At 55.9% G+C, this 23,002-nt stretch carries 21 protein-coding genes; 14 read left to right on the forward strand and 7 right to left on the reverse strand.

Features of this window, described 5'->3' with window-relative positions; all coding sequences use genetic code 11:
- Nucleotides 1–7: 7 nt before the first annotated feature.
- Nucleotides 8–1,333 carry an imelysin family protein gene (locus HNI00_RS16655; RefSeq protein WP_316787670.1) on the reverse strand — a complete coding sequence of 442 codons (1,326 nt, stop codon included), beginning with the start codon at nucleotides 1,331–1,333 and terminating at the stop codon, nucleotides 8–10.
- A 176-nt stretch (nucleotides 1,334–1,509) separates the two neighbouring features.
- On the opposite strand from HNI00_RS16655, the gene HNI00_RS16660 reads away from it, so the two are divergent.
- Nucleotides 1,510–2,208 carry a Fe2+-dependent dioxygenase gene (locus tag HNI00_RS16660; protein ID WP_316787672.1) on the forward strand — a complete coding sequence of 233 codons (699 nt, stop codon included), beginning with the start codon at nucleotides 1,510–1,512 and terminating at the stop codon, nucleotides 2,206–2,208.
- Between the two features lie 49 nt (nucleotides 2,209–2,257).
- Here the strand turns inward: HNI00_RS16660 and HNI00_RS16665 are convergent, their stop codons facing one another.
- A complete protein-coding gene (locus HNI00_RS16665) occupies nucleotides 2,258–3,310 on the reverse strand; it encodes a Fe(3+) ABC transporter substrate-binding protein (RefSeq protein WP_316787674.1) in 1,053 nt (350 codons plus the stop codon).
- A 791-nt stretch (nucleotides 3,311–4,101) separates the two neighbouring features.
- Between HNI00_RS16665 and HNI00_RS16670 the strand changes: the two genes are divergently transcribed.
- The 5 genes from HNI00_RS16670 to HNI00_RS16690 all read left to right on the forward strand — a co-directional run bounded on the left by HNI00_RS16670 (nucleotide 4,102) and on the right by HNI00_RS16690 (nucleotide 9,079).
- The gene (locus HNI00_RS16670; protein WP_316787676.1) at nucleotides 4,102–4,797 is read left to right on the forward strand and encodes a hypothetical protein; all 696 of its coding nucleotides are present in this window, start codon (nucleotides 4,102–4,104) and stop codon (nucleotides 4,795–4,797) included.
- 189 nt (nucleotides 4,798–4,986) lie between these two features.
- Nucleotides 4,987–5,463 carry a cupin domain-containing protein gene (locus tag HNI00_RS16675; RefSeq protein ID WP_316787677.1) on the forward strand — a complete coding sequence of 159 codons (477 nt, stop codon included), beginning with the start codon at nucleotides 4,987–4,989 and terminating at the stop codon, nucleotides 5,461–5,463.
- A gap of 177 nt (nucleotides 5,464–5,640) precedes the next feature.
- Nucleotides 5,641–6,813 (forward strand): PAS domain-containing sensor histidine kinase, encoded by a 1,173-nt coding sequence (locus tag HNI00_RS16680; protein ID WP_316787679.1) that lies wholly within the window; start codon nucleotides 5,641–5,643, stop codon nucleotides 6,811–6,813.
- Between the two features lie 162 nt (nucleotides 6,814–6,975).
- Nucleotides 6,976–7,194 carry a hypothetical protein gene (locus HNI00_RS16685; RefSeq protein WP_316787681.1) on the forward strand — a complete coding sequence of 73 codons (219 nt, stop codon included), beginning with the start codon at nucleotides 6,976–6,978 and terminating at the stop codon, nucleotides 7,192–7,194.
- Between the two features lie 181 nt (nucleotides 7,195–7,375).
- The gene (locus HNI00_RS16690) at nucleotides 7,376–9,079 is read left to right on the forward strand and encodes a two-component system response regulator (protein ID WP_316787683.1); all 1,704 of its coding nucleotides are present in this window, start codon (nucleotides 7,376–7,378) and stop codon (nucleotides 9,077–9,079) included.
- 265 nt (nucleotides 9,080–9,344) lie between these two features.
- On the opposite strand, the gene crtR is transcribed toward HNI00_RS16690, so the two are convergent.
- Nucleotides 9,345–10,361, reverse strand: a complete 1,017-nt coding sequence (gene crtR, locus HNI00_RS16695) for a beta-carotene hydroxylase (protein ID WP_420156219.1) — start codon at nucleotides 10,359–10,361, stop codon at nucleotides 9,345–9,347.
- Between the two features lie 625 nt (nucleotides 10,362–10,986).
- Between crtR and phoU the strand changes: the two genes are divergently transcribed.
- On the forward strand, nucleotides 10,987–11,640 hold the full coding sequence (gene phoU / locus HNI00_RS16700; RefSeq protein WP_172357681.1) for a phosphate signaling complex protein PhoU: 654 nt from the start codon (nucleotides 10,987–10,989) through the stop codon (nucleotides 11,638–11,640).
- Between the two features lie 368 nt (nucleotides 11,641–12,008).
- Here the strand turns inward: phoU and HNI00_RS16705 are convergent, their stop codons facing one another.
- The gene (locus HNI00_RS16705; protein ID WP_316787686.1) at nucleotides 12,009–12,224 is read right to left on the reverse strand and encodes a hypothetical protein; all 216 of its coding nucleotides are present in this window, start codon (nucleotides 12,222–12,224) and stop codon (nucleotides 12,009–12,011) included.
- Nucleotides 12,225–12,529: 305 nt separating this feature from the next.
- On the opposite strand from HNI00_RS16705, the gene HNI00_RS16710 reads away from it, so the two are divergent.
- Nucleotides 12,530–14,926: a ribonuclease R family protein gene (locus HNI00_RS16710; protein WP_297079705.1), complete on the forward strand. Its 2,397-nt coding sequence runs from the start codon at nucleotides 12,530–12,532 to the stop codon at nucleotides 14,924–14,926.
- Nucleotides 14,927–14,945: 19 nt separating this feature from the next.
- Here HNI00_RS16710 and HNI00_RS16715 read toward each other — a convergent pair whose 3' ends face one another.
- Entirely contained in the window at nucleotides 14,946–16,055 is a 1,110-nt protein-coding gene (locus tag HNI00_RS16715; protein WP_316787691.1) for a D-alanine--D-alanine ligase family protein, read from the reverse strand.
- Between the two features lie 147 nt (nucleotides 16,056–16,202).
- Here HNI00_RS16715 and mazG point away from each other — a divergent pair, with 147 nt between their 5' ends.
- From mazG to HNI00_RS16740, 5 genes are all read left to right on the forward strand, one after another.
- Nucleotides 16,203–17,078 carry a nucleoside triphosphate pyrophosphohydrolase gene (gene mazG, locus HNI00_RS16720; RefSeq protein WP_316787693.1) on the forward strand — a complete coding sequence of 292 codons (876 nt, stop codon included), beginning with the start codon at nucleotides 16,203–16,205 and terminating at the stop codon, nucleotides 17,076–17,078.
- Nucleotides 17,079–17,328: 250 nt separating this feature from the next.
- On the forward strand, nucleotides 17,329–18,000 hold the full coding sequence (locus tag HNI00_RS16725; RefSeq protein ID WP_316787695.1) for a type I restriction endonuclease: 672 nt from the start codon (nucleotides 17,329–17,331) through the stop codon (nucleotides 17,998–18,000).
- 193 nt (nucleotides 18,001–18,193) lie between these two features.
- Nucleotides 18,194–18,427 carry a hypothetical protein gene (locus tag HNI00_RS16730; RefSeq protein WP_316787697.1) on the forward strand — a complete coding sequence of 78 codons (234 nt, stop codon included), beginning with the start codon at nucleotides 18,194–18,196 and terminating at the stop codon, nucleotides 18,425–18,427.
- On the forward strand, nucleotides 18,411–18,812 hold the full coding sequence (locus tag HNI00_RS16735) for a type II toxin-antitoxin system VapC family toxin (RefSeq protein ID WP_316787699.1): 402 nt from the start codon (nucleotides 18,411–18,413) through the stop codon (nucleotides 18,810–18,812). Before HNI00_RS16730 ends, HNI00_RS16735 begins: the two co-directional genes overlap by 17 nt.
- Nucleotides 18,813–19,097: 285 nt before the next feature.
- Nucleotides 19,098–20,081, forward strand: coding sequence for an isopenicillin N synthase family dioxygenase (locus tag HNI00_RS16740; RefSeq protein WP_316787701.1), 984 nt, complete (start codon nucleotides 19,098–19,100; stop codon nucleotides 20,079–20,081).
- Between the two features lie 16 nt (nucleotides 20,082–20,097).
- Here HNI00_RS16740 and HNI00_RS16745 read toward each other — a convergent pair whose 3' ends face one another.
- Entirely contained in the window at nucleotides 20,098–21,111 is a 1,014-nt protein-coding gene (locus tag HNI00_RS16745; RefSeq protein ID WP_316787703.1) for a phosphodiester glycosidase family protein, read from the reverse strand.
- 102 nt (nucleotides 21,112–21,213) lie between these two features.
- Between HNI00_RS16745 and HNI00_RS16750 the strand changes: the two genes are divergently transcribed.
- Complete coding sequence (locus HNI00_RS16750) at nucleotides 21,214–22,242, forward strand: IS5 family transposase (protein ID WP_316787596.1); 1,029 nt, start codon at nucleotides 21,214–21,216, stop codon at nucleotides 22,240–22,242.
- A 231-nt stretch (nucleotides 22,243–22,473) separates the two neighbouring features.
- Here the strand turns inward: HNI00_RS16750 and HNI00_RS16755 are convergent, their stop codons facing one another.
- Nucleotides 22,474–22,926, reverse strand: coding sequence for a phospholipase D-like domain-containing protein (locus tag HNI00_RS16755; protein ID WP_316787705.1), 453 nt, complete (start codon nucleotides 22,924–22,926; stop codon nucleotides 22,474–22,476).
- Nucleotides 22,927–23,002 lie beyond the last annotated feature (76 nt).

Here is a 23,002-nt window from a genome sequence, read left to right on the forward strand (position 1 = left end):
GCTCAAATCACTCCTGCACCAGCGGCATAATCCACTGCTCGAACACGCCTCGCAGCGTCAGCAGCGAATCTCGCGCCGCCGCGATCCGAGGCTTTGCAGCCGGGTCGCAGAGAGTCGTCTCGATGGGGCCCGGAATGGCCTTGACCGCGGATTCCGCAGCCAGCAAATATTGCCGCACCTGAGTATCCAGGCTGGGATCAATGCTGGCGACATAGCGGCTGAGGCTGTGGCGGCCGGGGCGGCTGGCGCTGCCTGCAAAATAAGTCAACTCCACGCTGCGGAGGTTTTGGTAAAAATCCTGAAGCGAACTGTGGCTAAAGCGGCTTTCCAGCAAGAAGGGATTCTGAGCATCCAGGGCTTCGCCAATTTTGACCGCGCCCAACTCATCCAGAATGTCGATGATGCCCTGCACTAGTTCAGTCGCTGCTGCTTGGGGCGTGGAATAGGCGATGCTGCGATCGCCCGCCTCCACAAACTCTTTGCGATAGGCCGGATAGCCCTCCACGCCCTCGGCCCAGCTTGCCAGCAAGTTCTCAGCTGTGGCTGCAAAATCTGCCCCGATTAACTGCAAATATTCCAACTCGCGGGGCGTGAAATCTGTCAGCCGCTTGTCGTTATTTTGCCCAAACAGCAAAAACTCGATGGTATGAAAGCCTTTTTGAGACGTTTGCAGCGTTTCCAAATACTCAGGCGTAAGGGCATCCCGGCTTTGCAAAATGGCCAGTACGTCCACTTCATTTACCGGCCAGTCATCCAGTCCAGCGTCATAACCCAGCGATGCCGCCGGGCCAAAGGCAAACGCTTCGCTGCTTTCCCAGGGCAAACGAGCCGCCAGCCAGGCCTGTCGGGTAGCCTGCAAGTTTGCCTGGGTGGGGCGGGCAGCAAACTGGGCGATCGCCCGATTTAGCCGCTGGGCAGCACGGTTCAACTCGCCATAGGTGGGCAGCAGCACAGTATCTACGAAATTGGCAAGCAACTGGCGATCGCCAAAGGGCGAGGCTGGCACCGTTGCCGCGCCATACACCCGCACGGGGCTGCTTACGGGCTGTGCCGCACCCGATTCGCCCCCTTCGCCACCGCCCTCCACAGCAATTGCAGCGCAAAAGCCGACCGACTGGGGCGCAATCCCTTCGCCGCCTTCGCCGCCTTCACCGCCTTCGCCGCCCGCCTGAGCCACACTCAACGGAGCCGGGGCAACAGCAGGAAGCTGAGCGGCGATCGGACGATCCTCCGTGCTGACCACTTCAGGCGTGAGACTGGCGATCGCCTGGGGGCCAACCTGTGCAATCACAAATGCACCAACGCTGACCCAAAGCTTCATTTGTCTGTTCATGCCTTGATTCGTAAGGGCTTTCAATCGAGTGACTCCTGTATCATCTTCAAATAAGAAACAAATAAGCAACGAAAGCATCCTGAACCCGTTCAACCGGGTCTCTCCCTCATGCTCAAACTGCAATCCCACTGGGTTGCCAAACCTTAACCAAACCGCGTCCCATCTCCGGTGCTGTCATGATCCTTTGCGTTGATGCCGTATTGACCGATGAAGAGCTAGAAACCATCGCCACTGCATTAAAGGCAGCTTCATTTGTAGATGGCAAAATGACTGCTGGCTGGTATGCCAAACAGGTCAAACACAATACTCAACTCGAAGCTGGAGAAATCGCAGAAACCGTGCGATCGCTCGTTCTGGGGGCACTGCGGCGCAACGCCCTGTTTCAAATGGCGGCCTATCCCAAAGTCATCCGCCCGCCGCTGATTAGCCGCTATGACGTGGGCATGGGCTATGGGACTCATGTAGACAATGCCCTGATGGGTGGGAGCGCCCTTTTACCCAGCAATTCCCAACAAACAGACCTGATGCGAACGGATCTGTCGCTCACGCTATTTCTTAATTCGCCAGACGACTATGAGGGTGGAGAACTGGTCATCGAAGACACGCTGGGGCATCACCCGTTTAAGCTGGCAGCAGGAGCAATGGTGCTGTATCCCGCCACAACACTGCATCGGGTAGCACCCGTGACGCGGGGCACGCGGCTAGTGGCGGTAACCTGGGTGCAAAGCTTGGTCAGGAATGCGGGCGATCGCGAGCTGCTGTTTGAGCTAGATACCGCCCGCCAATCCCTGTTTCGGCAGCACGGCAAAACGCCAGAATTTGACCAGATTACGAAATGCCATGCCAACCTGCTGCGCCGCTGGGCTGAGCCATAGCAGACAGTCAGCACAACCTGCAAACTGCCTGCTTGGAGTTCAAAAACCCCTATTTCCAGCCGCCCCGATCCATGATCCGCAGCGCTTCGGCGTTGTTGCGTCCGTAGATCGCTGCGTTCAAGCTATCCTCTTTGAAACTGCCAAAGCCCGCAACTACTGAATCCAGCGCCACACCCGACAGCACGGGATATTCATTGTTGCCCTTAGCAAACATTTCCTGAGCCTGGGGGCTAGCTAGGTGTTCGATGAACCGGATTGCACCTTCCCGATTCTTGGCAGTTCTCAGCACACCCGCGCCACTGATGTTGATGTGAACGCCGCGATCGCGCTGATTGGGGAAGAAAATACCCACCTTGTTCACCACGTCCTGATCCGCAGGCTCGCTGGATTTAATCAGACGGGCAAGATAGTAAGTGTTGGCGATCGCAATATCGCCTTGCCCTGCTGCCACTGCTCGCATCTGAGCCGTGTCGTTACCCTCAGGCTGTCGGGCAAAGTTGGCCACTAGTCCCCGCACCCAGGCTTCCGTTTCCCGCGGCCCATGCGCGTGCAGGATCGACCCTGTAAGCGATTGGTTATACACATGGGTCGAAGATCGCGTCAAAATCTTGCCGCGCCACTTGGAGTTGGTCAAATCTTCGTAAGTAGAGAGATCGGCCGGATTTACACGCTCCTTGCTGTAGAACAAAACCCGTGCCCGCTTGGTCAACCCAAACCAATGGCCATCCGGCTCCCGCAAGTAGCCCGGAATCGCTGAATCTAGCACACTCGACCGAATCGGCTGCAATAAACCCTCTTCCTGGGCCCGCCAGAGACGGCCAGCGTCTACCGTGATCAGCACATCCGCAGGGCTATTTGCCCCTTCACTCTTGATCCGCTCAATAAGCTGATCTGCTTCGGCCTCTACCAGGTTGACCCGAAAGCCCGTGGCTTCGGCAAAGCTCTGGTAGAGCGCATCGTCGGTGTCATAGTGGCGAGACGAATAGAGATTCACGACCCCCCGACTTTGTTGAGCGGACGCACGGCGGCCAAACTGCCCAACAGTGGCGGCGGCTAGGGCGCTACCTGTGGCGATAAACACTCGCCGAGTCATTTTTCCCATGAGGACTTTTGCTCCTAAAAGATGAACAGAGATTTATGAGGGCTATGTCAGGCGTTGGGCCAAGGCTTTTCTATCTGTGGTTTGAAATCAGGCAAGTTAACAAGCAGTCTCTCTACCTGGCTTTTCCTGCCTAGTCTTTCAACTGACTCGTTCCCTAAGGTCTGTCTTAGATGAAGTGTCCTTCGAGAACGCTAGGCCTCGCCCAAAAACAGACTGTATTGTACACTTAATGCAATCAATTCTCAATTGATCTCTAAAAATGAACTCGGTAGATGCACTTTATTACAAAGCAAGTTTTTCAGCGAGTTGAAAGTATGTGCCTCACTATGCGCTTCTTGTCAAGAATCAAGCCCGCATCCTTCCAGAAGAGTTTCTAATATTTTTCGATTAGTTCCTACAGCAAGCCATAAAGATTATCATTAGCTTGCAGACCGTTTTACGGCAGTCTGCGGATTTACCTGCGATCGCCTCTCAGTCTGCGCCTGTATCTGTGCCTGTATCTGCAACGAATATCTGCAAACAAATATCTGCAACGGATTTGTCGTATCTACCTGCTGCCTGTGTCTGTCACCCTTCCCATGCCTAAAACCCGCACCCAGCGCGATATGCCAGCACTGATGCGGGTTCTGTTTCGCCCGTGGCTGCTGATGTCGCTAGTGCTGCACGCGGGGCTACTGGTGCTGCCGCTGCTGCCGGGGGGATCCGGAGCCGATCCATCTCAATCTCTAGAATCGGACAACTCAGCCCCTGACCCGCCAGAGCTTTCGGTTTCCCTATCGCCTACCCCAGTGATGACTCCTTCGGTCACGCCGCCAGTGGCTCCGCTGTCTCCCTCGCCGATCGCAACGCCCGCCCCTGTGCCTAGGCCCGAACGGGTTGCCGTGCCGCGTCCGCCTGCCACAGCAAGATTCCCGCAGGAATCGCTGCGCGAATCGCCCGCCCCCGCCCCGGTTCCTGCGCCGTCGCCCCAGCCGACCCCAGCCCCAACTGCCAGCCCTGCCGCACCCGCCGCCTCACCAGAACCCACTGCCGCCTTGACCCCAGCCCCCAGCCCGACTCCGTTGCCCACGCCCAGCCCCGAAGTGTTATCCCAGGTTCAGGAGCCGCCCAGCCCAGTTCCCTACGCAAACTTTCCCCATCCAGCGGGGGCAAGCAACAACTGCAATGGGTTTCTGAGCTGTTGGCGGCTGTCGGATGTAGATGGGCGACCCGTGCAGGCGATCGCCCGCGATCTACAAGCCACGCTCCAAGAGCAGGGCTATCAAACTCAGCGACTAGAGCCAGCCGACGACACGGGTTCTAGCCTGTATCGAGTAACCCCTCCCGACGGGCCGCCCTACTATGTCAACGTCATTTCGACATTTAACCAGGGCACGGTCTATCTGCTAACGGATGAACCCATGACCGCTGCTGAAATTGCCGACGTGCGAGAGGGTCGCGCCCCCACCCCCGAATCGCCCGATGCGCCGCTGCCCCCATCCAACTGAAATCCTCCCTTCGGGTGATTCCACCCTTGTCGCGAGACAGGCAGTATAAGGACACCTTCCTCTCTTGCATGAGCCTTGCTACTCATGCTCCACATCCCCAGATACTTTTCAGTCCTTGCCTGAGGAGTGTCTGGGCTTTCCAATCTTTCCAAGTCGCCTCAACTTAACCCTGCGTCTAATTCTGCATCTATGCACATCGACCCTGAGCAGGTTCCTGCAAAAACTGGAACCGTCTATCCAGAACCGTTTAAGGCGCGGTTGGCAGGCCGCAGCAAGCGCCGCTTGGGAGATGCAGCGGGGCTAAAAAACTTTGGGGTGAACTGGGTAGCACTGGAGCCAGGAGCAATGTCGGCGTTGCGCCACTGGCATCAGCGCCAGGATGAGTTTATCTACGTGCTGACGGGTGAAGTAGTGCTGATTACTAATGCAGGCGAACAAGTGCTGAAGGCAGGAATGGCGGCGGGTTTTCCCGCAGGTGAGGCAAACGGGCATCATCTGGTGAACCGCTCGGCGGCCCTGGCAACGTATCTCGAAGTGGGCGATCGCACGCCAGACGACCAGGTTACCTATCCCGACGATGATTTGGTTGCCGCTGCGGGGGACGCGGGCTGGATCTTTTTCCACAAAGACGGACAGCCCTACTCGTCCCCTCGGTCAAGTGTTTGAGCTAGTTCAGCAGGGCGATCGCAAACCTTGTCAAGGGGACAATCCGCAAAATTTGTGAGACCCGCCCAGCATCTCATCATTGTGCGTAACGAAATCTTTCAGTTGGTTACTGGGTATTGATTTTAGTAACCCCTGGGGAACTCTAATAGTTACCATTAGCTTCTCGACCGGTTCCCTGTGAAAACTGATTTACCAGACGCTTTATTGCAGACGCTGCAAGATCCCGATACGCAGTGCAATCTGCTGCAATCGGTGGTGCTTCACGCCAACGACTCGATTGTGATTACAGAGGCAGAACCGCTCGATGCGCCCGGCCCGAAAATTGTATTCGTTAACGATGCCTTTTGCCGCATGACGGGCTATCGGCCTGATGAGGTAATTGGCAAAACACCGCGTATCCTACAGGGGCCCAAGACCGATCGGGCTGCCCTTGATCGCTTAAAGGAGTCGCTGCGGCGATGGCAGCCCGCGCTGGTGGAACTGCTAAACTATCGCAAAGACGGCAGCGAATTTTGGGTTGAAATGAGCTTGGTGCCTGTGGCCAATGCCAATGGCTGGTATACCCACTGGATTGCGATTCAGCGGGAGACGAGCGATCGCAAGCGCCTGGAAACCGAACTTCTGAGAACGCTGCAAAAAGAGCGAGAACTCAGCGAACTGCGATCGCACTTTGTCACCATGACCTCCCATGAATTTCGCACGCCGCTGACGGCGATTCTGACGGCGGCGGAAATGCTGGAATACTACGGTCGCCACTGGACGGAGGACGATCGGCTAGAGCAACTGCGGCTGATCCAGGTAACCGTGCATCGGATGACACAAATGCTAGACGACATCCTGCTGCTAGATCGGGCGGATACCACCGACCTGCGACCTACACCCACCTGGTTTGACCCGGTAGCTTTTTGTGAGGCGCTGGTGAGCGAATGTCAAACCACTGGCGGCCGCAGCCATCGCTGGGAACTGATCAATCACCTGACCCAGCGCAAGGTTTATCTCGATCAGGCGCTCTTGCGACAGGTGTTGCTCAATGTGCTGTCGAACGCGGTCAAATATTCTCCTGCCCATAGCCAGATTACGCTGGAGATGCGCGATCGCCCCGGAGGCATACAGTTTTCCGTCCGGGACGAGGGCATTGGGCTAAGCCCACAAGACCCGCCCCGACTGTGTGACCTGTTCTATCGGGGCAGCAACGTCGGCACGACCCCCGGCACTGGGCTGGGGCTGGCGATCGCCAAGCAATGTCTGGACTTGTGCGGCGGCGAAATCAGCTTTGAAAATCTGCCTGAGGGAGGACTTCAGGTGGCGATCGCGCTGCCCTTTCACAAAACACTGCAATCCAGCAGATAGAGCGTTAAAAAGCCTGGAATTTGGGCATCCTGAGAGAGTCCGAGTCCACACTTGGCTGACGATTTTAACCTTTATTCAACCTTTGGTTTTCTACCGCTGAATGCTTAAACATTCAGCATGAATTGAAGTCTTAAAGGACAAATCTGAATCTGCCTGTAACCCATGAATCCGCTCTCAGCAGGGCTGAATCTCCAAACTGGGCGATCGCCGATCGGGGTGAATCGGGCAATGACCAGAGTAATCACCGGGGCAATCACCGGGGCAATCACCGGGGCAATCATTCGGGGCAACCACCGGGGCAACCACCGGGCGATCGCTCTAGTTCGAGGCCGTTGGTTGAACATTTGCTCTAAAACATTTGCTCTGAAACATTTGCTCTAAAACACTTGCGCGGTTCAAGCATTTTGCATGGGCCGAAGCTGTGATACCGCTTTCGGCACAGGCAGTAGCCGATTGGACACAAACCCATCCGGTGTGCATCTCCAAGAATCCACTCGCAGTCACCCACTCGCAGCAACCTACAACATACCCCACTCATTCACTTAGGCCCTTCAGCTCAGTTATGGCAAAGATCTTGGTCATCGAGGATGACTTAACCATTCGCACTGCGCTCCTAAAGATGCTGAGCGCAGAAAATTACGAGGCGATCGCCGCTCCAGAAGGGCAAACCGGGCTAAGTCTCGCCCAAGGACACCGGCCAGACCTGATCCTGTGCGACATCATGATGCCTGGCTGCGACGGCTATGAAGTGCTGACCCAGCTCCAGCAAAATCCAGCAACGGCGGGCATTCCGTTTATCTTTCTCACGGCCAAGGCAGACCGTCAGGATATCCGCCAGGGCATGGCGATGGGCGCAGACGACTATCTCACCAAGCCCTTTACCCGGCAAGAACTGATGGAGGCGATCGCCACTCGGCTGAGCAAACACGCCAGCATCACCCAGCCCTACATCCAGGAAATGAAGCAGGCCGTTGATCGGCTCAACCAAATTGCCTACCGCGACCCCACAACCCAACTGGCCAACCGCATCCTGTTTCATCATCATCTTCAGGAGCATCTGGAATCGGCGGATGGGCTGGTGGCGCTGCTGCTGCTCAAACTCAACGCCAGTATGCCCGACGGTACACCGCTGGACGGAGCGATGACAGAATCCCTAGCCGCAGCGACGGCAGACCGCCTGCGTGAGGCGATTTCCCCAGAAGAGGCGATCGCCCGACTCAACAGCAACACCTTTGGCGTATTTCAGTCCGTCGCCCACCGCCGCGATGCTGCCACGCTAGCCCAAACCCTACTCAGCAGCCTGAACGAACCCTGCCTGATCGACAACGACACCTTGCAACCCCAGCTTTGCGCTGGCATCGCCCTCGCCCCCGACAACGGAGCTACCGCCAGCGAAGTGACGGAACATGCCCGCCAAGCCCTGCAAACCGCCCATCGGCAGCCCGGCCGCTATCAGTTCTACAGCCTGGAAGTCGATGCCTGGAACAGCCAGCGCATCTGGGTACTCCAGCATATTGAACGGGCGATCGAGCAGGACGAACTGCGCCTGCTGTACCAGCCCCAGGTCAACCTGATTAGCGGGCGCATCATCGGGGCAGAAGCGCTGATACGCTGGCAGCATCCCGACGTGGGCATGGTGCATCCTGCCCAATTTTTGGCGGTCGCAGAAGAAACAGACTGGATCGTGAAAATTGGCGAGTGGGTGCTGAAGACGGCCTGCGCGTGCGCTGTGCGGTGGAAAGAGGCCGGGCATCCCGGCATGAAGCTGTCAATCAACCTGTCGGCGCGTCAGTTTCGCAAGCTCGACCTGCCAAAGGCGATCGCCCAGGCGACGACACAAACCGGGTTCGATCCGCATCTTTTGGTGCTAGACATCACCGAGGCAACGCTGCACGAAAATCGGGGCGTTGATGGAAAAACTATGCAGCAGCTTCAGCAGCTAGGGGTGCAACTGGCCCTGGATGACTTTGGCACAGGCTATTCCTCGCTTTATCATCTGCGACAACTGCCCCTCGACTGCGTGAAAATCGACCGCACCTTTGTAGCCGATCTGGGAGAAGACGAGGATGCGCTGTCCATTGCAAAAGCGATTGTGGCGATCGCCCAGTCTCTCCAAACGCGGGCGATCGCCGAAGGGGTAGAAACCGACACTCAGCTCAGCCTGTTGCGGCAAATCGGCTGCTACGCGGCCCAGGGAAACCGCTTCAGACCACCGCTCTCCGCCAGCGATCTCCAGCAGTTGCTCCAAACCAACCCGCGCCTCTAGACAAACGTGCAGGCAGTCTAGCGGAAATGGGTTAGCGCCAGGTAGCGCATCAAAACCCCACGGAACAGTGCGTTACGGCTCTGCCGAACAGTTCACGGTAGTCCTAAAAACTAGTCCTAAAAACTAGTCCTAAAAACTAGTCCTAAAAACTAGTCCTAAAAACTAGTCCTAAAAACGTCAGGATGGGCGGCGAACGACGCTACCCATCCCTATTTCCAAAATTATTATCCTTCGAGCATTGCCAGCTTTGCCAACATCCAACAAGCTAGCGGGGCGTTGTAGCCAGGGACGGGCTTTCCGAAAGATCCTCCCCTTCACTTAGCCCCCGATCCTGAGCGGAGTCGGCTAAGACGGCTCCTCCGACTTCAGGAGCCTTGGGAGCCTCGCTAGCATGAGCGGCTCCATGATGAAAGCGAATGCCCAAAAACAGATCGTAGACAAAGTTCAGAAAATCCTTCACCTTGAGCAGCCCAAGGGACTGGTGACAGCCCTTCGCGTCCAGCAGCGGCCGGGTCGCATAATACGCCGCCTGGTAGTTGTACCAGGGGATCGACGGCCAGAGGTGATGAATCAGGTGATAATTCTGGCCCATGATCAGCACGTTCAGCAGCGCCCCAGGGTAAACCCGCGCATTTTTCCAGCGGTTGCGCTCCTGGAACGGGCGGTGGGGCAGATAGTCAAAGAACAGCCCCAAAGCCAGCCCTACGACCAGCGCCGGAGAAAACCAGAAGTTCATCAAGTAGCTCAGAAACCCATACTGCACCGCGTAATAGATCAGCAGCGCAACCGTGAGGCGGGCTAGAAACCATTCCAGAAGCTCGTACTTGCGCCAGAGCTTCCGCTTGAAGAAGAAAATCTCGTGATAGAAGAATCGTGCAGCAATCAGCCACAGTGGTCCGCCCGTAGACACGAAATGGTCGGGGTCATTCTCTGGGTCATTCACGTTTGCGTGGTGCTGCATATGCACTCGCGTAAAAACCGGGAACGAGAACCCCAGCATGAGCGCACTGCCATGACCCAGCACCGCATTCATCACGCGATTTCGGTGCGCGACGTTGTGCGATGCGTCGTGAATCACGGTTCCCACTAGGTGCAGCGCCACGACATTCAGCACAAAGCACACCCACCCCAGCCAATGCCAGCGCCAGTACCCACAAACCGAAAGCGTTGCCAGAACCACTGCAAGCAGAAAGATGAGCAGGGTTGGGTTGAATTTGCCGGGTGGGCCGAGAAGCTCTCTCGGGACGGTCGCGATTGTCAGGGGCTTAACGGCCTCCGACATGATACGTTCACTCCTCGATAAGTATCCTTCGGTAGTATAAGCCACCTAGCCGCAAGAATGAAGTTTTGTGAAATTAGCTCATCTGATTCATAGGTTAACCGCCTATCGCACTCCTTAATACATAAACCCTGACATAGACCCTGCGAGTCAGTTCCTGCTAGGCCTCGCGTTTTCCGAGTAATCAGGAAGAAGAAGCCCAAATCGCCTGAAAGGGCTGCCCGAAAAAGTGCCTGACAGGGCTGCCGCTGGCATGACAGCCGATGTGGGGGTTACGCTGGGTGTAGCTTGGCAGTTGGCTGAAGTTTGGAGGAAGTTCGGAGGAAGTTTGGAGGCGATCGCCCCCCATTTCCCATCTGCCATTCCCCTGTCTCCCGAACAGACCTGTTCCTCCAGTTACAACGTGTAACAAGGCGTAATAGGCTGTTTACGGCTGCCTCAAAGCCTTAATCCATCAAGGCTGGAGTGAGTCGAGCAGTAAATGGGGGTGCAACTGCAACGCAGGGCTGGTGTGCTACTAAACTGGCAGAACTGACAGGGATAGCTATACTGCTCTATTACAAGCGGATTCTCCATCTGGGAAAGCATGGCCGATTAGCATTCGCCGATTAAAGGTTGGTTTACGCCCTTGGATGTTTCAAGAACAACGCGAGCAAATTTTGAACGGCAGATCCGTGGGCTACAGCGCGACGTACTTCGTATGGGCGCACTGGTAGAGCATTCCTGTCTGCTGGCCCGAAAGGCGATGTTTGAGCGCGATCTGGATGCCGCTCGACAGATCGCCATTCAAGACAAGCAAATCGACCAGTTTTACCGACAGATCGAGCAGGATTGTGTCAAGCTGATGGCGCTCCAGTCGCCTGTCACGCAAGACCTGCGGCTGCTGAGTGCGCTGATGCAGTTGGTGCGAGATTTGGAGCGCATCGGCGACTATGCCAAAGATCTGGGTGAGGTGGCCGTTAAGCTATTTCCCTACCCAACCCATCCCTGCATGGGGCAAATCCAGATTATGTCCGATCGGGCGCGGGCCATGCTGGCCATGAGTCTAGCGGCGCTGTCGAACCTGGATGCTGAATCTGGGCTGGATGTGAAGCATCGAGATGATGCGGTGGATTCTGACTATGAAGAGGTGTATGACCTGCTGGCGCACCAAACCAATGTGCAGGGCGTGATTGAACCCTACGTGCTAATGGTGCTGGCGATCCGCTACCTGGAGCGAATGGCGGATCATGCGACCAATATTGGCAAGCGGGTCGCCTATGTGGTGACGGGAAAACGCTGAATGCCCAAACCACAGGATTGCTGGATCGGGCAGTGCCCAAGACTAGCGCCTAAGATTAGCGCCCAGAACCAGTACCCAAGACCAGCACCCAAGACCAGCACCCAAGATTAGCACCCGAAATTTGTTTGACACATGCGACTTGATAGGAAAGTATAAATACAATAGGTGAGATGTGGAAAACAACGGAGTTTCCACGTTTGCATCTGTTCTCTACCTGAGCGAGCGTATGTTTGAAGCGCCAACGCTTTCCTCGCCCTGCATTGGGTGATGTTGGCGCTGAGCATCTTGGGTAAACGCCTGGGATTGTTCGGCTTGGGCTATTCTGGCGGCTATCGAGTGAACGTTTTATGCCAGGGGCGATCGCGCTCTTAGGATCGCGCTCTTAGTCTGACGGCCCGTTTTGCACCCAGCCTGCAAAATGTCTGGAATAGCTGGAATAGCTGGAATAGCTGGAATAAAGTGTCTGGAATCTCTGGAGCAGCGTGGGCAGCCTGAGTGGACTGGCAACCGGACTGGATTGGCAAGCCGTTGCACAGGTCGCAGCCGCAGCCGCAGCGATCGCCCGTCAGCAGTTGCGTATCCATCGTATGGGTTCGGATCAGAGTTGCTCTAGGGCTTGTATAGGCTGTAGCCATCGCCAGCGCTATACTGCGGATGCCATCTCCGGGTCATGAGTGGGTTCCTAAACTGCAAACCCGTTTCACGATGCGGTTGACGCAAGATGCAGAACGAAATGACCGCTAATCAGGCTTGAGGACTATCATTAACAGCGTTCGGTCGTGTTTGCCGCCGCCGCCGGGCGTTTTGCTTGGAACGCCGAAGCGGGCTTCGACCGGGCAACGTTGCACCCCACCCCTCCCAGGACTAGACGCAAGGATTAAGACGCTACATGGACTTTTCGATCGCCTCACTGCTCTCCAACTTTCCAGACGACAAGCTGGTCGCTCCCAAGGTTTTGGAGAAAAAGCTGAACTGTGAAGATGATGCCAGCCTTCGCCGTTTGCAAATTGCGCTGGATGCCCTGGAGAAAATCGGCATTTTGGTTAAGGAGCGGGGAAAATATCGCCGCGTCTTTGAGGATGACGTGGTGGAAGGGAAACTGCGCTGCTCTAGCAAGGGCTTTTGCTTTGCAATTCAGGATATTGAAGGGTCGGAGGATATCTACATCCGCGAGAGCCAGTTGAATACTGCCTGGAATGGCGATCGCGTCTTGGTGCGCGTGACCAAAGAGGGCAGCCGCCGCCGCAGTCCAGAGGGCGAAGTCCGGCTGATTTTAGAACGCTCCAATTCCTCCGTGCTGGCGCGGGTGAAAAAAACCGAGGACGGGCAGTATCGCGCCCTGCCGCTGGACGATCGCCTCTTGTTTGAGCTAGAGCTAACGCCCGACGGCGAACCGTTAGAGGAATCCGTCGATCAACTGGTGCATGTAGAAATTGCCCGCTATCCTCTGGGTCAGCATCCGCCCATCGGTCGAGTGGCTCAGATTTTGGGCAGCGATGCCCAGGCGGCCTCGGATATCGACATTGTGTGCTGCAAGCATGACCTGCCGCGCGGGTTTTCGGAAGCGGTGCTAGAGGCTGCGAAAGCGCTCCCGACCAAGCTCCGCAAAACGGATTTGAAAAAGCGGCTGGATTTGCGGGAACAGTTGACCGTCACAATCGACGGGCCCGATCATCCCCATAGCCCAGCCATCGACGATGCCCTGAGCGTAGAAAAAGTAGGCGACGACGAGTGGCGCTTGGGGATTCACATTGCCGACGTGTCGTACTACATCGCAGCGCGATCGCCCGTCGATCTGGAAGCTCAGAAGCGCGGCACTTCGGTCTTTTTGGGAGAACTCGTCGTGCCGATGCTGCCGGAACATCTGCACCGCTGCTGTTCGCTGCTGCCCGGTGAAGACCGTCTGGCGATTTCGGTGCTGGTGACGCTGAACGCGGCTGGCGAAGTGCAGGATTTCGAGATTCAGCCCAGCGTGGTGCGGGTAGATCAGCATCTCGACTATCAGCAGGCCCAGGCGGTGCTGCTGCGAGACGACCCAGAAGCCGCCGCCGAAGCCCGCTACCCGCTGCCCTCTGCCAAGGAGCTAAAACACCTGGAACCCGTGTTTGAACTGGTGGACAACCTGTTTGCCATCAGCCAGGCCGTAGCGGCGCAGCGGCTGGCGCGGGGCGCGTTTGACCTGAACCTGCCGGAGAGCATCTTCCCGGACGAACACAACCCCGAACTGGGCAAGTTCCTCTCGACCAATTTCCAATACGACGACGAAGGCGAACTGGGCGCAATGGTGGTGTCGTCGCTGCTGCCCGCCCGCACGATCGTAACGGAACTGATGCTGCTGGCGAATCAACTGGTGGCGCTGCATTTACAATGCCTCCAGGTTCCCGCCATCTACCGGGTTCACCGCACGCCCGACCCCTCCGACGTGCAGGAATTGGTAAAGCTGGTGAACAACATGGACATCGAATACCAGCTTGAAGACGAAGAGGTCGTCCATCCCCGCGATTATCAGCGACTCACGCAGCAATTTGCGGAGTCTCATGCCGAGCGGGTGCTGACCTATCTGCTACTGGAGACGCTGAAGCCTGCGGTCTATAGCACCACGCCGGGGACTCACTTTGGGCTGGCGCTGGACAATGGCTATACCCACTTCACCTCGCCGCTGCGCCGCTATCCTGACCTGCTGGTGCATCGGGTGCTGCACGCGGTGTTTGAGCATGGGCGCGATCGCAAATCTACCCGCTCCAAGGACAAGGTGAACCTGTTTAGCAGCGAATGTCACGGCGCAATCGACTGGAAGGTGCTACCGCCAGAGGTTCACGACGAGCTAGAGGAATATTTCAACAGCATCGTCAACCACCTCACCGAGCGCGAAAAGCTGGCGCAGGAGGCGGAATCTGACCTGGAAGGGCTGAAAAAAGCCGAGTATATGCAGGAGCGCACCGGCGAAACCTTCCACGGGCTGATTACGGGGGTGCAGTCCTACGGTTTCTTTGTGGAAATTGAGGAACTGCTGGTGGAAGGGCTGGTTCACGTCAGTTCCCTGAAAGACGACTGGTACGAATATCGCTCGCGTCAGCAAAAGCTGGTGGGCCGCAAGAATCGCAAGCAGTATCGACTGGGCGATCGCGTCGAGGTGCAGGTCAAGAGTGTGGATTACTACCGTCAGCAAATCGACCTGGTGGCCGTTGGCGGCGGCAGCGAAGCCACCGATGACGATGAGGAGGACTTGCTAGAAACCGAGGCCGATCTGCTGGAAACAGAAGATCTATCCGAGGAGGAAGAGTAGGTCGATGACGCTACACGCTCTATCGCTCCTCCAGTGCCAGTTTCACCAGCCGATCGACGAGTTCCGGGAACGGCACGCCGCTGGCGGCCCAGAGCATGGGATACATGCTGGTGGCGGTGAAACCGGGCATGGTGTTGATTTCGTTGATGAAGACCTCGCCCGTAGACTCGCAATAGAAAAAGTCCACCCGGGCTAGGCCCGCTGCGTCTACGGCTTCAAAGGCGCAAATCGACATATCCTGAATCTGGCGGGCGATCGCCTCTGGCAAGTTTGCCGGAATGTGCAGGTCTGCCAGACCTTCGGTGTATTTCGTCTCGTAGTCGTAAAAGTCGCTGCTGTAGGTAATCTCGCCCACGACCGATGCCTGGGGATGGTCATTACCCAGCACAGCGCACTCCAGTTCGCGGGGTGAGGGCGCGGCCGCTTCCACGATCAGGCGGCGATCGTAGCTGGCGGCACTGTCTAGGGCGGCCTCAAGCTGGGCGCGGGTGCGGGCCTTGGCAATGCCGACGGAGGACCCCAGGTTAGCAGGCTTGACAAAGCAGGGATAGCCCAGTTCGGCTTCGATTTCATCACATAGCTTGGGAAAAATGCAGGGATTGGAATAGACCTGCGATCGCCGCACGACCTTGTAGCCCACCTGCGGCAGCCCCGCCTGGGCAAACGCCATTTTCATAGCGATCTTGTCCATCCCCAGCGCCGATCCCAGCACCCCCGACCCCACAAACGGAGCCTGCATCAGCGTCAGCATTCCCTGCACCGTGCCGTCTTCGCCGTTGGGCCCGTGCAGCACAGGAAACCACAAGTCCACGCCGCTGACCTGCGCCGTCGATTGCCAGCGTTCTACCGCCGCCACCGTTGGCACTTGCAGGGCGCTGGTTTCGCCCGACGGGCCTGCCGGAGCGTCCGAACTGCCCAATTCCAGCGGCACTCCCGCCGATAGAACGTGAATGGCAGACTCTCCCGCCAGCCAGCGGCCGTCTTTCTGGATATACACGGGTGCCAGCTCGTAGCGGTCTGCGTTGGCGGGGTCGCTCAGTCCACGGGCGATCGCCTGCGCCGAGCGAATCGACACCTCATGCTCACCCGAACACCCACCAAACAGCAGCCCCACCCGCAACTTTGCCATTGCCCCGCCCTCGTTTGAAACTTGCAGAATCCATTAATCGGAGATAGCGTATCATCTTCGCGGCGGTTTTAGGGGGATGACGCGCTGGAAGGACGGGCGGATGGGTTACAGTGACTCCAGCACTGCATCCCCCCCAACCCTCCAGATATGACCCAAACGCCCTCCGCCAACCCCGACCCCACTCTTGCCGCGTTGCAGCGACTGATCGACGTGGTGGCAACGCTGCGATCGCCCGATGGCGGCTGTCCGTGGGATCTGGCCCAAACGCCGGAGACGCTGATTCCCTACGTGATCGAGGAAGCCTATGAAGTGGTAGATGCCATTCGCCAGGGAAAACCGGAGGCGATCGCCGATGAACTGGGCGATTTGCTGCTGCAAGTGGTGCTGCAAGCGCAGATCGCGTCGGAGGCGCAGCAGTTTTCGCTCAAGGACGTGGCGGAGGGGATTACCCAAAAGCTGATTCGCCGCCATCCCCATGTATTTGGCGAGGTGACGGTGGCAGACGCGGGCGAGGTCGTGCAGAACTGGGAGCAAATCAAAGCCGAGGAAGAAAAGGCATCGGGGATTGAACGGCTGACCCCCCGGCTGGAACGCTACGGGCGATCGCTCCCGCCCCTCACCGCAGCCCTCAAGATTTCCCAAAAAGCGGCCAAAGCCGGGTTCGAGTGGGACAGCATCGACGGCGTGTGGGACAAGTTTCACGAGGAGCTAGAAGAATTTCGGCAGGCGATCGCCCAGGAACCCAAAGCCAACCAGCAAGCCGAACTGGGCGACCTGTTCTTCACCCTGGTCAACCTCGCCCGCTGGCACGACCTCGACCCTGCCGAAGCCCTCCACAGCACCAACCAGCGATTCATCCAGCGCTTCGGACTGGTAGAAGAGGCGATTTTGCAAGAGAGCGATCGCCCTTTAGCCGACTACTCCCTAGAAGAACTCGAAGCCCTCTGGCAAACAGCCAAAGCTCACCTGAAGCAGGGCAAGGATGAAGTGTACAGACTAAACCTGAATATTGACAAAGATTAGGTTAATTTTGAGATTGGATAGGGCAAATACTTCCTGATGCGCTAGCTTCTGAGATCTGATTTGTAAAGGAGCCTGAAAGTCTTGTTAATCAAGGATTTCCGAGAAACTGATTTTCTTGGGCGAATATGACCTCAAAGACATATATGTAAAGGGTTTGAGGCTTCTTAAGATTTACTTTATTAGATCTAAAGAAATCGCAATTCAAGCCAAGTAAAGTAAAAAAGTATGAAGTAATATCCTCTAGAATCTCATGGTTGAGCAGATTTGCGACGATTACCTTTTGGCTCTTGATAATCTGCCAGAAGCTCTCAAGAAATCCTATAGCCAGATAAAGTCAAACTCTTTATCTTTCAGTGATTTTGACTATTCTAGAGTGGTTGCAAATAGACTACGTGCTTTCTACTGCGCCCAGAATGAAATCAAGAAATTTCTAGGCAAACAAATTGCTCCAGCAGGGGCCGATTTCTTTGTTGAAACAGTTCTTTTTTGTTTAAGAATATTCAATGATATCGAACATTTAGGGTTGGAAATTTTGTCAGAGCGCACCGTAGCGCGGAGGCGGAAATCCATCCGCCCTGATATAACTATCTGGAAAGAGGGAAAAATAATTGCGGTTATTGAGTGTAAGACGCAACTAGGGTGGATGAGGAAGAACTGGCATTCTCACTTTGATGAACGTGAGAAGCAACTGAGTGAAGCTTTCCCAGAGTCTGAAATGTTTTGGTTTGTAATGACTAGTTGCAATTGGGATGGTTTTGAGAAAGCTCTAGAAGATGGTTTAACAACTGAGAAAAAATTGTTGTGTTTTCTAAATAAGATTTGGCCCACGCAAATCCCTAAAGAAATACCTAAAGACCCTGAAATTTCCATATTTCTTACGCCTATTGAAAATCTCCTGAAGGAAATTAAGCGTTTATCTTAAGCGCAATTTAGGCACTATTGCACTCTTCCTATGAAGAGTTTCGTTAGGAGTTTAGGATAATTAGGAAAAAATCTGCAAGACTTCTGGAAAGAGGGGTTGCCCACCCACCCAAGCGCGATCGCCTCCTTGCTATTCGCCTACAATAAAGTCACAGGCTTCAAAGCAGTGTTCTATTACAATTAACCGCTCAGGCATGATGGAAACGATTCGACAGGTTGTGACCATAACCAGCGATCGCAAGATCGAAGTGACGCTGCCAGAGTCCGTACAGCCAGGACGGGTGGAAATAGTCATTGTGCTACAGCCGATTGCTGATGAATCTGTCTCTGTCCAGCCACCCAATTTCAAAGAGCTACTTGGCTTTTTGCCCAAACGGGTCGATCCGCTAGAATTTGAACGACAGATTCGAAATGAGTGGAACCGCTAATTCCTATTTGCTAGACACGAATATTTTCATCTATTACTTCAATGGTGAAGCTTTGCTAGAACCCCTGTTTGAAGATATTTTTTCAGGCAGGGCGATCGCCGCTTATTCTCCAATAACTTGGGTTGAGTTGCTCTGCTATCCCGCACTGACAGAAGCCGAAGCCGATCAAATTCGGTCATCCTTAAAAAGCCTAAAGCGTGTAGACTTGACGGAATCAGTTCTGGATACCGCTGCCCAAATTCGTCGAAGTGCGCGGATTACCTTACCAGACGCAATCATTGCCGCTTCTGCTCTCGAAACAGCGAGTCAACTCGTGACCAGAAATGTCGCAGACTTTGCGCGAGTTGAGAACTTAACAGTACTAAATCCTTTTTCAGAAATTTAATTGCGGAAATCTAGGCTAGAGCGATCGCCCTTTAGGCGGTACGGAGTACCCTCGCCCTTTAGGCGGTACGGAGTACCCTCGCCCTTTAGGCGGTACGGAGTACCCTCGCCCTTTAGGCGGTACGGAGTACCCTCGCCTTTTAGCCAACTACTCCCTAGAAGAACTCGAAGCCCTCTGGCAAACAGCCAAAGCTCGCCTGAAGCAGGGTTAAACTGACGCAAACGAAACAGTCGGGCGATCGCCCCGCCGCTATGCTGACGGTCAACGTTTCGCTCAGAACCTCTGATGGTCACTTCTGTTCTCTCCCCTATCCACACGATTCCAGTGATTGACATCGGCGGGCTGCGATCGCCCGATTGGGCAGACCGCAAAGCCGTCGCCGCCCACCTCCGCAAAGCCAGTCACGAAGTCGGCTTTTTCTACATTGCCAACCACGGCATCGATGCTGCGCTAGTTGACCAGATCTTTGCCGAATCTCATCGCTTCTTTGCGCTGCCCGATGCAGACAAGCTAGAGATTTCGATCCAGCACTCTCCCATCTCTCGCGGCTACGAGCCTTTGAAGCACCAGACGCTCGATCTCAACGCCGCGCCGGATCTCAAGGAAAGCATTTACATCGGGCTGCATCGCGGCCCCGACGACCCGCTGGTGCAGGCAAACACGCCCAACCACGGCCCCAACCTGTATCCCCGCAACCTCCCTGGCTGGCGCGAGGTCGTAGAGCAATATTTCGCTGCCATGCTGAATTTGTCTTACCAACTGATGCGGGGGCTGGCGCTCTCGCTCGACCTGGAGGAGCATCACTTCGCCCCCCTAGCCGACGACCCCATGCCCATTTTGCGACTGCTGCACTACCCGCCCCATCCCGTGCAGGCAGACGATCGCACTTGGGGCTGCGGCGCTCATACCGACTGGGGCTGCCTCACGATCCTGCTGCAAGACGCGGCAGGCGGGCTAGAGGTGAAAACCGCCAGCGGCGACTGGATTGCTGCCGAGCCGATTCCCGATACCTTTGTCATCAACATCGGCGACATGATGGCCCGCTGGACCAACGACTACTATCAGTCCACGCCCCATCGCGTGGTGAACCGTTCGGGGGGCGATCGCTACTCCGTTCCCTTCTTTTTCGACATCAACTACCATGCGCTGGTCGAATGCCTGCCCACCTGCCAGAGCGAAACGAACCCGCCAAAATATCCGCCCATCACCGCAGGGGATCACATTGTTGAAATGTATCAAAAAACCTACCAGCGAGTGATGGGTTCCTGATGAGGAATAGCGCCCTCTAGTCTCTGGGTCTGCGGCGCACCCCCAGCACCGACTTCACCGGCCGCTGAATCGGGCTGCCCTGGGCATCGACGCGACCCAAGACGGTGTTTCCGCTGACGTACAGCGAAGCGGAACTGCCGCCATCCAGGTTCATCGCGTCTACCACACCGAGCGATCGCAGAAAGTTCGACAACTCCGCCAGCGACAGCCCAGAACTGGTCGGCGCGTCGGGGCGCTGAGCGGCCATCGCCAGCACAATGTCTCCATTGGGCAAAATCCCGACGGCAGAGCGGGCATTGGGCTGGGTGCTGCCAATGGCATCGCGGCCCGTGGCGGGGTCGGCAAAGCCCTCGGCTTCGAGCGTCAGGTCTGGCAGCAGGCGCGGGCCGCCGCCGATCGCGTCTTGCAGCGTACAGCCGAGCGGGACGGCTTCGGCATGAAGGGCAATCGCATAGTGGTCGCGTTCCTGCCCCGGTTGCCCACAGCGATAGCGGCGAAACTCCGAGCGGTTGAGGATTTTGGGCAGGTAGGGCGTGAGGTTGGGGTTTTGCATGAGGCGATCGTTTTGGCGCGGGTCGGCGACGATCTGCCCGTTTTGCACCACATAGGAGGTGGTGAGTCCGTTCACCGGGTCAAAAAAGCCCGCGTTGATAGCGGCCACGGTTCCCGACTGCGCGGCAAACTGGGGCAGCGGCTGCAACGCCTGGGCGATCGCGGGCACAACCTCAAACGTGCGAATCGGCACCATCACCCAATGCACGTCCGCCGTGGGCAGCGCTTCTACGCGATATTGCACGTCATGCTGGTCATGCTGCACGTCTGGGGACGCTTCTGGAGACACGTCTGAGGACAAGTCTGAGGACGTGTCTGGGGCGGGTGGCGCTGATGAAGCCGATAAACCCGTCGGGCTGCCTGCGCCTGCAACAGAGCGATCGCACCCCGCCAGTCCGCCTGCCAGTCCAGCAGCTAGTCCGGCAGCCAGTCCGCCTGCCACCAGCCAGCCCAGCCATAGCCCTTGCCAAACTCTCATGCCTGCTAAATCTCTAAGGGGAACCTCGAAAAATTGGTCAAGTAGTGTCTTGAGTTGAGACAAGAGTGAGATCATAGTCAGAGAGAGTAAGGGTGAAGACTGATGAGCCAAGCCGGATTTTGGGACTGGGAAGAACGCCAAGCCAAACTGAGGCAGAAAAAAGATCTATTGGTGCGGCTCAACCAAATTGTTCCTTGGGAGGACTTTCGACCTACATTGGAGAAAATCCATGACAAACCTCGAAAGAGCAATGCGGGACGCAAAGCAATCGATGTCGTGGTGATGTTCAAACTCCTGATTTTGCAACAGTTGTACAACATCAGCGATGAGGAACTGGAATATCAAGTCAGTGACCGTCTGTCGTTCATGCAGTTCATGGGGTTTAGTTTGTCCGATGAAGTGCCTGATGCAACAACCGTCTGGTTATTTCGCAAACAACTGATTGAGCAGGGGTTGATTGAGGCATTATTCGAGCAATTCGATGGTTACTTAATCAAGCAGGGCTATGCTGCCAAAGGAGGACAGATTGTAGATGCGACCTTAATTCCTGTGCCCAAGCAACACAACAGCAACTCAGAGAACCAGCAACTCAAGCAGGGCGAAATCCCTCAAGATTGGCAGGACAAGCCGCATCAATTGGCGCAAAAAGACACGGACGCTCGATGGACGAAGAAGCGAGGTGTGTGCCATTTTGGGTACAAAAACCACGTCAGTATCGATGCTGAGTATGGTTTGATCCGGCAGTATCAAGTCACCGATGCAGCAGTGCATGATTCGCAAGTGTTGGGACATTTATTGGACGACGACAATGAGGCAGGTAGCGTATGGGCAGACAGCGCCTATCGCAGCGAGGCGATTGAGCAGGTGCTGGCGTTGATGGGCTTTGACAGTCAGATTCATGAGCGTTCCTATCGCAATCGTCCGCTGAGCGAGGAGCAACAACACTCGAATCGCACCAAGTCAAAAACCCGCTCGAAAGTCGAGCATGTGTTTGGTGCGTGGATCATGCAAATGGGTGGCAAACTGGTGCGCGTGATTGGAATGGTACGGGTCAAGGCATCCTTAGGGCTGAAGAATCTGACCTACAACTTGATGCGCTATACGTTCTTACAGACCCAAGTAGCCGATTAAACGCCGGAATCGGCAGACTACTGCTGGGTTCTATGCCTGCCTACAGGATGAGGTAGTTCAAGAGCAGTCATCTGCTAGGGGAAGCGCAGCAATGCTCCTGTCTCACTTGAGACTCTACCCTGGCAAAATTCAATTAATCGAGGTTCCCTAAGGTTTAACCCCAATTTGCCTTGGCGTTGTGAAGCGATAGGGCTGACCTCAAGTTCCTGAGTCCTGACCTATTACAGCAGATTACAGCAGATTTTTGAACAGCAGCACCACCCGTCCCGCGAGCTGGTCAAACAGGGGGCGATTTTGCCAATCGGCATAGGTGAGACACTGGCTATCGGCGATCGCCCCGATAAAGAACTGCTCCAGGTTTTGAGCCAGCGCCGGATAGCGCCCCGAAATGTTGAGTTCGTCATTGTGAAACGCACTGCGCGGATCAAGGTTGGCGCTGCCCGTGCTGATCCAGGCATCATCCACCAGAATTAACTTAGCGTGCATCATGCTGGGCTGATACTCGCAAATCTCCACATCTGCTCGCAGCAGGTTGCCGTATAGCTCTCGACTTGCCAGATGCACGAATTTTTTATCGGTCGCGTCGCTCATGGTCAACACGCGCACCTCAGCGCCGTTTTCGCGGGCGCGGATGAGTGCCTGGGTGATATTGCCATCGGGCACGAAGTAGGGGATAGCAAACAACTAGACAAGGGGCTGAGGCCAAGTTTCTGAAGTGCTGAGAGCGATCGCAGGAGCGTTCGTCAGTCGACTCTTTCTC

The organism is Thermoleptolyngbya oregonensis NK1-22, assembly GCF_032705245.1.
Classification (GTDB): Bacteria; Cyanobacteriota; Cyanobacteriia; order Elainellales; family Elainellaceae; genus Thermoleptolyngbya; species Thermoleptolyngbya sichuanensis.